Origin of the sequence: Streptomyces carpinensis, assembly GCF_002154505.1 — a bacterium.
In the GTDB taxonomy this organism is placed as follows: Bacteria; Actinomycetota; Actinomycetes; order Streptomycetales; family Streptomycetaceae; genus Streptomyces; species Streptomyces carpinensis.
The window spans coordinates 1-11,942 of record NZ_MUBM01000361.1; the positions used below are offsets into that span (position 1 = coordinate 1).

13 protein-coding genes are annotated in these 11,942 nt (G+C 70.7%); 3 read left to right on the plus strand and 10 right to left on the minus strand.

Translation table 11 applies throughout. The annotated features are described in order from the left end of the window. The 3 genes from BZY54_RS38240 to BZY54_RS38250 form a co-directional block, all read left to right on the plus strand. Positions 1–1,062, plus strand: a 1,062-nt coding sequence (locus tag BZY54_RS38240) for an L-serine ammonia-lyase (protein WP_086729967.1), incomplete at its 5' end; no start/stop codon positions are given. Between the two features lie 134 nt (positions 1,063–1,196). Next, complete coding sequence (locus BZY54_RS38245; protein ID WP_086729968.1) at positions 1,197–2,231, plus strand: phosphatidylinositol-specific phospholipase C domain-containing protein; 1,035 nt, start codon at positions 1,197–1,199, stop codon at positions 2,229–2,231. Positions 2,232–2,326: 95 nt separating this feature from the next. Then, entirely contained in the window at positions 2,327–2,881 is a 555-nt protein-coding gene (locus BZY54_RS38250) for a glycoside hydrolase family 25 protein (RefSeq protein ID WP_086729969.1), read from the plus strand. Between the two features lie 126 nt (positions 2,882–3,007). Here BZY54_RS38250 and BZY54_RS38255 read toward each other — a convergent pair whose 3' ends face one another. The 10 genes from BZY54_RS38255 to BZY54_RS38295 form a co-directional block, all read right to left on the minus strand. After that, positions 3,008–3,796, minus strand: coding sequence for an NADPH-dependent F420 reductase (locus BZY54_RS38255; RefSeq protein WP_341868723.1), 789 nt, complete (start codon positions 3,794–3,796; stop codon positions 3,008–3,010). A 41-nt stretch (positions 3,797–3,837) separates the two neighbouring features. After that, complete coding sequence (locus BZY54_RS38260) at positions 3,838–4,050, minus strand: EF-hand domain-containing protein (RefSeq protein WP_086729971.1); 213 nt, start codon at positions 4,048–4,050, stop codon at positions 3,838–3,840. A gap of 80 nt (positions 4,051–4,130) precedes the next feature. Beyond that, positions 4,131–5,042, minus strand: coding sequence for a helix-turn-helix domain-containing protein (locus BZY54_RS38265; RefSeq protein ID WP_086729972.1), 912 nt, complete (start codon positions 5,040–5,042; stop codon positions 4,131–4,133). A gap of 54 nt (positions 5,043–5,096) precedes the next feature. Then, the gene (locus BZY54_RS51230; protein ID WP_158103981.1) at positions 5,097–5,258 is read right to left on the minus strand and encodes a hypothetical protein; all 162 of its coding nucleotides are present in this window, start codon (positions 5,256–5,258) and stop codon (positions 5,097–5,099) included. Between the two features lie 31 nt (positions 5,259–5,289). Then, entirely contained in the window at positions 5,290–6,492 is a 1,203-nt protein-coding gene (locus tag BZY54_RS38270) for a YVTN family beta-propeller repeat protein (protein WP_086729973.1), read from the minus strand. Continuing rightward, a complete protein-coding gene (locus BZY54_RS38275; RefSeq protein ID WP_086729974.1) occupies positions 6,492–7,313 on the minus strand; it encodes a polysaccharide deacetylase family protein in 822 nt (273 codons plus the stop codon). Before BZY54_RS38275 ends, BZY54_RS38270 begins: the two co-directional genes overlap by 1 nt. Positions 7,314–7,405: 92 nt before the next feature. Next, on the minus strand, positions 7,406–7,909 hold the full coding sequence (locus BZY54_RS38280; RefSeq protein ID WP_167414142.1) for an ATP-binding protein: 504 nt from the start codon (positions 7,907–7,909) through the stop codon (positions 7,406–7,408). A 273-nt stretch (positions 7,910–8,182) separates the two neighbouring features. Continuing rightward, positions 8,183–8,950: an enoyl-CoA hydratase/isomerase family protein gene (locus BZY54_RS38285; RefSeq protein ID WP_086729976.1), complete on the minus strand. Its 768-nt coding sequence runs from the start codon at positions 8,948–8,950 to the stop codon at positions 8,183–8,185. 80 nt (positions 8,951–9,030) lie between these two features. Continuing rightward, complete coding sequence (locus tag BZY54_RS38290) at positions 9,031–10,287, minus strand: L,D-transpeptidase (protein WP_086729977.1); 1,257 nt, start codon at positions 10,285–10,287, stop codon at positions 9,031–9,033. A 188-nt stretch (positions 10,288–10,475) separates the two neighbouring features. After that, positions 10,476–11,705 carry a L,D-transpeptidase gene (locus BZY54_RS38295; RefSeq protein ID WP_086729978.1) on the minus strand — a complete coding sequence of 410 codons (1,230 nt, stop codon included), beginning with the start codon at positions 11,703–11,705 and terminating at the stop codon, positions 10,476–10,478. Between the last annotated feature and the right edge of the window lie 237 nt (positions 11,706–11,942).

Genomic DNA, 11,942 nt, shown 5'->3' on the forward strand with positions numbered 1-11,942 from the left:
CACGAGATCGCGTTCTCCTTCGACGACGACATGGTCCTGCACCGCCGCAAGGCGCTGCCCTACCACGCCAACGGCATGACCCTGTGGGCCCACGACGCCTCGGGGGCGGAGCTGCTGACGAAGACCTACTACTCGGTGGGCGGCGGCTTCGTGGTGGACGAGGACGCGGTGGGCGCGGACCGCATCAAGCTGGACGACACGGTCCTGAAGTACCCCTTCCGCACCGGCGACGAACTGCTGCGCCTGACCCGGGAGACCGGCCTGTCGATCTCCTCGCTGATGCTGGAGAACGAGCGGGCCTGGCGCACCGAGGAGGAGATCCGCGCGGGCCTGCTGGAGATCTGGCGGGTGATGCGGGCGTGCGTGCAGCGCGGCATGACCCGCGAGGGCATCCTGCCGGGCGGTCTGAAGGTGCGGCGCCGGGCCGCCGTCACCGCGCGCCAGCTGCGCGCCGAGGGCGACGCGGCGGCCCGCGCGATGGAGTGGATCACGCTCTACGCGATGGCCGTGAACGAGGAGAACGCCGCCGGCGGCCGGGTGGTGACCGCCCCCACCAACGGCGCGGCCGGCATCATCCCCGCCGTCCTGCACTACTACATCAACTTCATCCCCGGCGCCGACGAGGACGGCGTGGTCCGCTTCCTGCTCGCGGCCGGCGCGATCGGGATGCTGTTCAAGGAGAACGCCTCCATCTCCGGCGCCGAGGTCGGCTGCCAGGGCGAGGTCGGCTCCGCCTGCTCGATGGCCGCCGGAGCGCTGGCGGAGGCGATGGGCGGCACCCCGGAACAGGTGGAGAACGCCGCCGAGATCGGCATGGAGCACAACCTCGGCCTGACCTGCGACCCCGTGGGCGGCCTGGTCCAGATCCCCTGCATCGAACGCAACGGCATGGCCGCCGTCAAGGCCGTCACGGCCGCCCGCATGGCCCTGCGCGGCGACGGCTCCCACAAGGTCTCCCTGGACAAGGTCATCAAGACCATGAAGGAGACCGGCGCGGACATGTCGGTGAAGTACAAGGAGACCGCCCGCGGCGGCCTCGCCGTCAACATCATCGAATGCTGACCGTCCTCGGCGCGGAGCCTCGAGGCGCATCCTCGGGGCCCCATGCGGCTCCCGTTCCTCCAGGGGCTACCGCACGGTAACCGACTCCCCCTACGCTGCGGCTCAACTCGGCTACGGCGAAGGGGAGTTGAGTCATGCGCATGGCAAGACGACTGGCGGCGTTACCGGTTGCGGCGGCGCTGCTGTGGGTGGTGCCGGGCAACGCCGGTGCGGCGGGGGCGCCGACGTTCTCCGGCACGACGGCGATCGGTACGCACAACGCGTACGACAAGGCCAAGTACACGTACTTCGCGCAGGCGCTGGACTCCGGTGCCTCGCTGCTCGAACTCGACGTCTACACCGACCCCCTGAGCAGGCGCTGGCGGGTCAGCCACAGCAATCCGCTGGGTGACGACAACAACTGCGAGGCCGCGAGGACCCCGGCGGAGCTCTACGGCAAGAGCCGCAACCAGGACCTCGGCAGCTGCCTCGACAACATCGCCGCCTGGCACCAACTGCACCCCGACCACGGGCCGATCGTCTTCAAGGTCGAGATGAAGAACGGCTTCAACAACAACGTCGGTCTCGGCCCGGACGAGTTCGACACACTGGTGCGGCAGAAGCTCGGCACCATGGTCTACAAGCCGTCCGACCTGCTGGGCGGCGCCTACTCGTCCCTGGACGCGGCCGCGCAGGCCGACGCATGGCCGTCCCGGGACGCCCTGCGGGGCAAGGTCCTCTTCGAACTGATCCCCGGAACGGTGGAACAGGCCAACCCGTTCGACCACTACTGGACCGACCAGGAGTACGGCGACCACCTGCGGGACCTGTACGCGTCCGGGGACATCGGGGAGGCGCAGGCCTTCCCGGCCGTCCTCGGCGCCGCGGCCGGCGACCCGCGCACCAGCCGCTACGACGCCTCGATCCGCCCCTGGTTCGTGTTCTTCGACGGCGACGCGGCGGCCTATCTCGGCCAGGGCTACGACACGTCCTTCTACTCCGCGCACCACTACATCCTGATCACCACGGACGCGGCCGGCGTCTCCCCGGCGATCTCCTCGACCGACCCCACGGACGCGGAGGTGGCCGCCCGCCTGTCCCTGCTGGCCGCGCACCACGCGAGCCTGATCACCTCGGACTGGTCCGCCAAGTCCCCGTCCGTACTGGGTTCGGTGGTCGACCGGAGCTGATGTTCGAACGCCCTGGAGGGATCGACCGCAGGGGAGAGGGGCAGAACCCAACCGACGACCGACTCCTCCCCCCACGGCACCTTCAGGGAGTTCGCATGCTGCAGGGCATCGACGTGAGCGCCTACCAGTCCACCACCTACGGCACGGACGGCCTCTCCTTCGTCTTCATCAAGGCGACGGAGGGCCGTTCGTACGTCAACCCCAGGCTCAGCGCCCAGACCAAGCACGGCCGCGACGCCGGCCTGGTCGTGGGCTTCTACCACTTCCTGTGGCCCGGCAACATCACCGCCCAGGCCGAGTACTTCGTCTCCCACGCCCCCGAGAGGGCCGGCGACGTCCTCGCCGTCGACTGGGAGACCACGGGCGAGGGCACCCACGCGTCCAACTCCGACAAGGACCACTTCATCCGGCAGGTGAAGGAACTGCGCCCGCACAACCGGGTCGTCCTCTACACGAACCGCAACTTCTGGCTGAACATCGACACGACCTCGTACGCGGGCGACGGCCTGTGGATCGCCGACTACGTCGCCGCCGGCCACCCCCGCATCAAGGCCAAGTGGCGCTTCCACCAGTACTCGGACGACCCGCACGACAAGGACGTCGCGAACTTCACCAGCCGCACCGAGCTGCGCCGGTGGGCGACCCTCTAGGTGTGCTGTCGTCACATTCCCGTCTGCCCGGCGAGCGGACGACGGGAATGTGCGACAGGACCCAGACTGCCCGGCGTCCCCGTACGACGCAGAGGGCCGAGCAGCCGACCGTCCCGGCGCCCCGGGTCAGCCCCGGAAGTCCGCCGGGCGCTCCGCGGACGCCTCCGCCAGCGCCTTGGTCACGGCGTCGACGCCGGCCTGGAGGCCGTAGACCGGGGTGCCCGGCTGCTGGCGCCAGGAGTCGTCGATGCCGCCGGCGTCCACGGTGTCGAAGCCGATCTCGTCGATCAGGGCCCGGACCTTCGCCTTGGCCGCCTCGTCGTCGCCCGCCACCGGGAGCGCCATGCGCTCGGGGTCACCGGCCGGGCGGGGACGCTCGAGGAGGTCCTGGGCGTAGGTGCCGTTGAACGCCTTGACCACAGGGTGGCCGATCTGCCGTTCGGTCCAGCGGCTCTCGGTGAGGCCCTCGTCCTCGATCCCCGCGATCCTGCCGTCCCGCTGCTGCGGGTAGTAGTTGCCGGTGTCGATGACCACCACGCCCTCCGCGGCGCCGTCGAACAGGCCGGACGGCAGGCCGGGGACGGCCTTCAGGGGGACGGTGACCACGACGACCTCGGCGCCGCGTGCCGCCTCCTCGACGCGCACGGGGGTCGCTCCGGTCTCCTCGGCCAGCGCGGTGAGGGTCTGCGGGCCGCGGGAGTTCGCCACGGAGACGTCGTGCCCCACGGCCGTGAACCGCCGGGTGAGGTTGCCGCCGATGTTGCCCGCGCCGATGATGCCGATCTTCATCTCTGCTCGCCTCGCTCTTCCGGGAGTCCCGGAGGTCGGTTGCGGTGCCCTTGCACAGCCGTTGCAGGCCACGTGCAACCTCCGGGCGGCGTGGGCTATTCCGGGCGCACGAGGAAAGGCGCCCACCGCCGAGCGGGGGGGCGCCTCTCAGGCCTGTGCCGGACGCGTCACTTGTTCAGGTAGGTCCAGAACTCGTCGAACGACAGGACCTTGTCGCCGTTCAGGTCGCGGGCCTTGATGATCGCCTCCGCCACCGTGTCGGTGACGTTCCAGTCGCCCCCCTGGGCCAGGGCGGACTTGAACTCGGCGGCGGTGATGAAACCGTCACCGTCCGCATCGATCCGCTGGAACTGCTTGCGTGCTTCCTCGATGTCCGCCACCGGTCCGCCCCTTTTGTCGCGTTCTACTGTCGTGCGTCGTACGTGTCGTCGTACGTGCTGTCGTACTGACGCAGGTCAGATTAACGGCCCGGCCAGGCCTTCAGTGCGGCGACCACCCAGGCGAACTCCTCCCGGTGTCTCGGGGGCTCCTGCTCGCCCTTGATCGCGGCCGCCAACTCCCGGTAGCGGGCGACCTCGTTGCCCAGGTCGATGCGGCGCAGGACGGCCACCCGGTCGGTGTCCGCGCCCAGCAGCTCGTCGAGCACCGCGTCCGCCTCCGGGTCCTGCGGCGCCACGCCCCGCGAGCGTGCCTCGCCGACCAGCTCGACCAGCCGACGGAAGAACAACCCCGAGGAGCCGGCCGGGGAGTCGGGGCCGCGGTCGGCCGCGTTGTACTCGATCATCCGGCGCATCGCGGCCCGGAAGTCCGGGTTCTGCAGCAGTTCCGCCAGCTCCACCCAGGCGTCGACCTGCTCCGGGGTGGGGTCGTCCGGCAGGTCCGTACCGAGCTTGCTCGTCCGCTCCCGGATCCACGGGTCGGCCGTGTCGAGCCCGTGGAAGATCTCGTCCACGAAGTCGTCCACAATGCGCTGCCGCTCGGCCGCCGACAGCCGTGCCAGTTTGTTCATCAGGGTCATCTCCTCCGCACTCGAACCGCGTCGCGCGACCGTGGACAGCACCGCACGGGTCACCTTCAGCGACCGGATCTGCGCGTCGAGCGCGGCCACGTGCGCGGCGGCGATCTCCGCGACCGTCCGCTCCCCCGCCAGCACCCGCCGTACGTCGCCCAGGCCGAGGCCGAGCTCGCGCAGGGTGCGGATCAGCTCCAGGCGGGCCACGGACGCGGCGTCGTACAGGCGGTAGCCGCCCGCCGAGCGGGCCACCGGGGGCAGGGCGCCCTCGTCGGACCAGTAGCGGATGGTGCGCACGGTCAGTCCGGTGGCCCGGGCCAGCTCGCCGATGGTGAGAAGTCCGGTGCTGTCTTCGCTCACGTCTGCGAGTCTGGGCCTTCCAGTGGGTGGAGACTCAAGCCGGGGTGCTGCCGCTCAGTGCCACGGCCGGTGGCAGGGGTCGCTCCGGCACTCGCTCATGATCTCGCTCTTGGTCGCCTTGTGGGCGGGGCGTGGTCGACACGCCACGCCGCCGCGACGGGTGATGATCAGGCGCAGCACGATCTCGGCTCCGCGGCGGCGGGGGCGGATCGACATCCGATCGGAGGCGAGTCCTCCCCGTGGGCTGTCAGCGGAAGACGCCCGTGTGGCCGAGCGAGTAGCGGCCCGGCTGCGGGTAGACCGCGAGGCCGTGCGGGCCGCTGCCGACCTTGATGCGGGCGAGCTGCCCGCCGGTGCGGGTGTCGATCGCGTACACCTCGGCATTGTAGCGGCCCGACAGCCACAGGATCCTGCCGTCGGCGGAGACGCCGCCCATGTCGGGACTGCCACCCTGCGGCAGGCGCCACTTCTTGGTCAGCTTGTCCTTGGCGAAGTCGAAGACGGAGATGGTGCCCTCGCCCCGGTTGGAGATGTACATCTCGCGCGAGTCGCGGCTGACGTAGAGGCCGTGGGCGCCCTTTCCGGTGTAGAGGAACACCGGCTTGCCGAACGTCTTCCCGTCCAGGATCCACAGGCCGTTGGCCACCATGTCGGCGACGTAGAACTTCTTGCCGTCGGGCGAGACCTTCACGTCCTGGGGCATGGCGCCGCGGTAGTCCAGTTTCTGCTTGCCGACGATCTTCATCTGCGCGGTGTCCACCTTGAGCAGCTCGCCGCTGAACTCGCAGGAGACGATGAAGTACCGGCCGTCCAGGGAGAAGTCGGCGTGGTTGACCCCGGCACAGGTGACCGGGACGGTCTTCACCCGGTCCATGGTGTGCGCGTCGCGGAAGACGAGCTGGCGGTCCTTGGAGGCCATGACGATCGCGTATTTGCCGTCGGGCGTGAAGTAGAGGTTGTACGGGTCGTGCACGTCCACCGGCTTGCCCGCCTTGCCGGTCCTCGGGTCGATGGGGGTGAGGGAGTTGCCGAGGTCGTTGTTGACCCACAGCGTCTTCAGATCCCAGGACGGCACGACGTGCTGGGGCTGTCGGCCGACCGGGATGGTCTCGATGACCTTGTACGTCTTGGGGTCGATGACCGTGACGGTGTTGGAGTTGGTGTTGGGGACGTAGACGCGGGAGGGGAAGCCCTTGACCACCGGGGAGAGCTTGTTCGGGCGGTCGGCGGCGTAGACGTCCTTCGGGTCCAGGACGGGCGGCATGCCGGGCAGCCCGTCGGCGGCCTGCCGCTGGTTCGGCTGGGGCTGCGCGGGCGCCTTGCTGCCGAGGGCTTCGTCGGCGCGGTGCCCCGAGTCGCCGGCGCTGCAGGCGGGCAGCGCGGCCAGCGCTGCGCAGGCGGCCCCGGCGAGCAGGACCCGGGCGGTGCGGGAGGGTGAAGGGCGATGCATCAGCTCAGCAGCTCCGTGGTGGTGACCGCGTGGAGGCCTCGGCGGTCGAGTTCGTTGAGTACGTCGGGGAGGGCGGCGACCGTGTCGGGGTAGCCGAAGTGCAGACTCACCACGGATCCGCCGCGGACCTCGGCCAGGACCTTGCGGGTGACGGCCTGGGCGCCGGGCCGGGTGTAGTCGAGGGAGTCGACGTCGTACGAGAGGACGTGCGGGTATCCGGCGCCGCGGGCCAGTCGCTCCACCAGCGGGGAGGCGGTCGGGGCGCGTGAGGGGCGGAACCAGGTGCCGATGGAGCCGGTGAGCCGTCTGAGGCGGTCCGCGCAGCCGGCGATCTCCGCGTGGGCGTCGCTCTCGGACATGGCGTTGACGGCCAGGTGGCGCTGGGTGTGGTTGCCGAGGTCGTGGCCGCCGTCCAGGATCCGGCGGGCCATCTCGGGGTGCTGGTCGAGCCAGGTGCCGACGGCGAGCACGGTGAGGCGGGCGCCGTGCTTCTCGGCCGCGGTGAGCAGGGAGCGGGCCAGCGCGGGGTCTCCCTGGCCGTGGAAGGTGAGGGCCACGCGGGGCTTGTCGCGCGGGCCGTGGGTGATCTGCGCCGGCTGCCGCGGGAAGGCGCGCGGGGCAGGGGCGTTGGGCGGGCTCCCGGACGCGTGCGCGGCGGCGTGCGAGGGGGCGGAGGAGTCGGAGGAGGACGAGGCGTCGGACGCGGCGGAGTGCGGGGCGGCACCGGTGGAGGAGCACCCGGCGGCGAGCGCGCCCCCGGCGACGAGTCCGGCACCGGCCCGGAGCACGCCGCGGCGATCGGTGGTGGTCACCCGCACCATTTAAGAGGCGCAGGGTAAGAAAAGGGGCGATTCACACGAATGGGTGACCGGTGAGCGTCGGTCGGGTACGGTGCCTCGGCGGGCCCGGCGGGTCAGCGTTCCGCCACCCGCATCTCGAACCACGTGGTCTTGCCCCTGGGCAGCAGGTCCACTCCCCAGCGGTCGGCCAGCTTGTCCACCAGGAACAGTCCGCGGCCGCTGATGTCCAGCTCCTGAACAGGCATCAGACACGGCAGTCCGCGCGAGGGATCGCGGACCTCGATGCGGAGCCAGCCCCGGCGGCGGCGCATGCGAAGGCCGAACACGCGGGCGCCGGTGTGCCGTACGGCGTTGCCCACGAGTTCGGAGACGAGGAGGACCGCGTCCTCCGTCAGCTTGGGGGGCAGTCCCCACTGGCGCAGGACGACGACCTGGACGAGCCGGCGGGCGGTGGCGGCGGACTCGGGACGCGACGGCAACAGAACCTCGGCTTCCGTGGGATTGCCGTACAGCTCCAGCGCGTTCAGCGCCCGGTCGTCCTCGACCGCGGGCGACCAGCGCGCCGCGGCGGAACGTCCCTGTCCCCGCGGCTGTTCGATGCCCTCCAGCCCCGCCATGCCCCCATCATGGCCGTCCGAGGCCGTCTTCGTGGGCGTTCTGGCGGAATACGCCCCCCGAGAGCCCCCGCTTCCCACCATGCGCCGGGCATATGACGATGACACATCGACTCCCCGAACAGCCCCGCTGACCTGCGTGAACGGGCCGTTTCGCGGCAAACGCCCGGCTCCCTCGACAGGGCGGTCCCAAGGTTGCCTCCCGGCCGCCGTGAACCGCCCCATCGAGGGATCCGCGATAAGACGCGGCGTAAATTGCAAGGGGTAAAAGGACGGTTAGAGAAACTTCGCCTTGCCGGGCCCCTCTTCCACGAAGCTGCGCATCCCGCGCTCGCGGTCCTCCGTGGCGAACAGTCCCGCGAACCAGTTCCGCTCGACGGCGAGCCCGGTGTCGATGTCGGTCTCCAGGCCGGTGTCGATCGACTCCTTGGCGGCGCGCAGCGCGATGGCCGGGCCCTGGGCGAGCTTCGCGGCCCACGCGTGCGCCGCCTCGTACACCTCCGCGGCCGGCACCACGCGGTCCACCAGGCCGAGCGTGAGCGCCTCGTCGGCCTTGACCTGACGGCCCGTGAAGATGAGGTCCTTGGCCTTGGACGGGCCGATCAGCCGGGACAGCCGCTGGGTGCCGCCCGCGCCGGGGATGAGGCCGAGCAGGATCTCCGGCTGGCCCAGCTTGGCGTTGTCCGCGGCGATGCGGTAGTCCGCGCAGAGCGCGAGCTCACAGCCGCCGCCGAGCGCGTAGCCCGTGATCGCGGCGACCACCGGCTTGGGGATGCGGGCCACGGCCGTGAAGGAGTCCTGCAGGGCGCGGGCGCGCAGGACCATCGCCGCGTGGTCCATCACCTGCATCTCCTTGATGTCCGCGCCGGCCGCGAACACCTTCTCACCGCCGTAGATCACCACGGCGCGCACGTCCTCGCGGCGGGTGGCCTCCTCGGCGAGCTCCTTGAGCCGGTCCTGCGTGGCGACGTCGAGCGCGTTCATGGGCGGGCGGTCCAGGCGAAGCGTGCCGACGCCCTCGGCGACTTCCAGAGTTACGGTCATGGGAAGCAGGTTAACGTCCACTAACGGCAGCGGGCCCGGTGCCGTCCGTCACAGCACCGGGCCCGTACCTCGGACGGAACTCACTTCTTCCAGTCGGCCCACGACATGTTCCAGCCGTTGAGCCCGTTGTCCGGGGCGACGGTCCGGTCGTGGGAGCGCTTGACCTCGACCACGTCGCCGACCATGGAGTGGCTGAAGAACCAGGCGGCCGGCACTCCGCCGTCGTAGCCGCCGCGCACGTCGCGCAGGCCGATGCAGCCGTGGCTGGCGTTGTAGTTGCCGAAGGCGTCGCCGCCCCAGTAGTTGCCGTGGATGAAGGTGCCGGAGGTGGTCAGGCGGATGGCGTGCGGGACGTCCTTGATGTCGTACTCGCCGCCGTAGCCGACGGTCTCGCCGTTCATGCGGGTCACCGTGAGCTTCTCGCTCATGACCATCTTGCCGTTCCAGGTGTCGTATCCGGGCTTGCCGGTGGTCACCGGAATGGTCTTGATGACCTTGCCGTCGCGCATGACCTTCATCGTGTGCTTGGCTGCGTCCACGACGGATACCTGGCTGCGGCCGATGGTGAAGGAGACGGTCTTGGTCTGCTTGCCGTAGACGCCGGGGCGGCCCTCGACGCCGTCCAGGTCGAGCTTGACGGTGACCTTCGTGCCGGCCTTCCAGTAGTGCTCGGGGCGGAAGTCGAGGCGGTCGTTGCCGAACCAGTGGCCCTCGACGTCGACGGCCGGTTCGGTCGTGATCCGGATGGCCTTCTCGACGTCCGCCGGGTGGGTGATGCCCCGGGTGAAGTTGACGGAGAACGGCATTCCGACGCCGACCGTGGAACCGTCCTCGGGGGTGAAGTTGCCGACGAAGGTGTTCTGCGGCGTCAGGGTGGTGAAGCTGGAGTCCTCGGCGGCCTGGCGGCCGGCGGAGTCCTTGGCGACCGCGTGGACCGTGTACCGGGTCGACGCGGCCAGGTGGGTGGACGGGGTCCAGGAGGAACCGTCGGCGGATATCTTCCCCGATATCGCGGTGCCCTTGGCGTCCTTGACGACGACCTGGGTCAGCGTGCCCTTGCTCGCGCCGACCTTGAGGACGCCGCTGGTGTCGACGGACTTCGCGCCGTCCTTGGGCGCGATGGTCACGACCGCCTGCGACTGCTTGCTCTGCCCGCCGGGGTCCTTGCCCTGGCTCTTGCCCGACCCCGAGTCCGAACCGCCCCCGCCGCACGCGGCGACGGTGAGGACCAGCGCTGCGGAGACCAGGGCCGGCAGCCCCTTGCGTCCGCCCAGTGCGCTGCGTCCCCTGCGTCCTCGCGCGTCAACCGACGCCCCCGATATCGGCCGCACGTTCAAGTTGGTCTCCCCTCGCCGGGCCTGTCAGGCCCGCACCCCGCCTCGGTCGTTCGCCCCCGGGGCGCCCACTCGCGCATCGTAACCACAAGGTCAGGGGCAGGACGTCAGGCAATTGTCACTGTTCCGTCCCAACTTCAACAGCCGTTGGAAACGATCTCGTGCGAACCCCAATGCCTGCTCCGCGCGGCTCACTTGAGAGAACTTCCCGCCTTCCACCGCGTCCAGTCCATGTTCCATCCGCCGAGGCCGTTGGCGGCGTCGACCACCTTGTCGTCGCTGTGGACGACCTCCACCACGTCGCCGACCAGACTGTGGTCGAAGAACCACCCCGCCGGGGTGTCCGAACCGCCGCCCCTGACGTCCTTGAGGCCCACGCAGCCGTGGCTGACGTTGGTGCGGCCGAAGGGGGCGGGGGACGACCAGTAGTTGCCGTGCACGAAGGTGCCGGAGCCGGTGAGCCGCAGGGCGTGCGGGACGTCGGGGATGTCGTACTCGCCGCCGAAGCCGACCGTGCGGCCGTCCATGCGGGTGACCTCCAGCATCTCCATCACCACCATCTTCCCGTTGTAGGTGGTGTGTTCGGGCGCCCCGGCGGTGATCGGCAGGGTGGCCAGGAGCCGGCCGTCGCGGCGCACCTCCATGGTGTGCGCGGCCGCGTCGACCAGCGAGGCCTGGCTGCGGCCCACGGTGAAGGAGAAGGTCTTGTACTGCGACCCGTAGACGCCGGGCGCTCCCCGTACGTCCCGCAGGCGCAGGTCGACGGTGACCCGGGTGCCGGGTCGCCAGTAGTGCTCGGGCCGGAAGTCGAGGCGGTCCGTGCCGAACCAGTGCGGGCGGATCTCCACGGGCGGCTCGGCGGTGACACGGACCGCGCGCTCCACGGCGGCCCGCTCGGTGATCGCCCGGTTGAACGCGAGGGAGACGATCATCCCGGTGCCGACGACGGAGCGGTCCTCCGGGGTGACGTAGCCGATGAAGCGTTCGTCGGGGACGTAGGTGGTGAAGCTCGCGTGCCGGGCGGAGCGGCGCCCGTGCCCGTCGACGGCCACCGCGTCCACGGTGTACTCGGCGGCCAGGGCCAGCCGGTCGTCGTCGGGCCGCCAGGTCCGGCCGTCGCGGGAGAGACGCCCGGACACCCGGGTGTCCTGCGCGTCCTGGGACCTGACGACGTGGACGGATTCCAGGTGCCCCTCGGCGACCCGCACCCGCAGCCTGCCGCCGGGCCGGACGTCCTTGCTGCCGTCCTCCGGCGAGATGCGGACCACGTCCTTCGCCTCCGGCGGTTTGCCGAAGGTCCGGTCGAGGGCTCCCGGGCCGTCCGAGGTGCAGCCGGTGGCCCCGGCCAGTAGTCCTGCCCAAGTCACTACGGCGGCCAGCGCGGCCCCCGCGCCCCGTGCGCGCCGTTGTACGTGCCTCACGGGTTTCCCAACGACCGGCCCGCTCCCGGGAAACGTGAGTGCGAGCCAAGCTCTGGGCAGAACAGTGGAAAGGACCGAGCGACGGGAGCCGCGCCCGGAGACGGACACGGGAGGAGAACACTGGGGCGGGCCGGAGGCGAACGAGCCGCGACAGCCGAAAAAAAGGGGCGACCAGGTGTCCAGCGCAGCCGAACAGGAGGCGGTGGCGGGCGGGCGCGCCACCGCCTCCTGTTCGGC

Coding starts and splice junctions, on each gene's coding strand:
- BZY54_RS38275 (WP_086729974.1), bottom strand. CDS start 7,313: ATGGTGCGGGTGACCACCACCGATCGCCGCGGCGTGCTCCGGGCCGGT.
- BZY54_RS38250 (WP_086729969.1), top strand. CDS start 2,327: ATGCTGCAGGGCATCGACGTGAGCGCCTACCAGTCCACCACCTACGGC.
- BZY54_RS38270 (WP_086729973.1), bottom strand. CDS start 6,492: ATGCATCGCCCTTCACCCTCCCGCACCGCCCGGGTCCTGCTCGCCGGG.
- BZY54_RS51230 (WP_158103981.1), bottom strand. CDS start 5,258: ATGTCGATCCGCCCCCGCCGCCGCGGAGCCGAGATCGTGCTGCGCCTG.
- BZY54_RS38285 (WP_086729976.1), bottom strand. CDS start 8,950: ATGACCGTAACTCTGGAAGTCGCCGAGGGCGTCGGCACGCTTCGCCTG.
- BZY54_RS38280 (WP_167414142.1), bottom strand. CDS start 7,909: ATGGCGGGGCTGGAGGGCATCGAACAGCCGCGGGGACAGGGACGTTCC.
- BZY54_RS38245 (WP_086729968.1), top strand. CDS start 1,197: ATGCGCATGGCAAGACGACTGGCGGCGTTACCGGTTGCGGCGGCGCTG.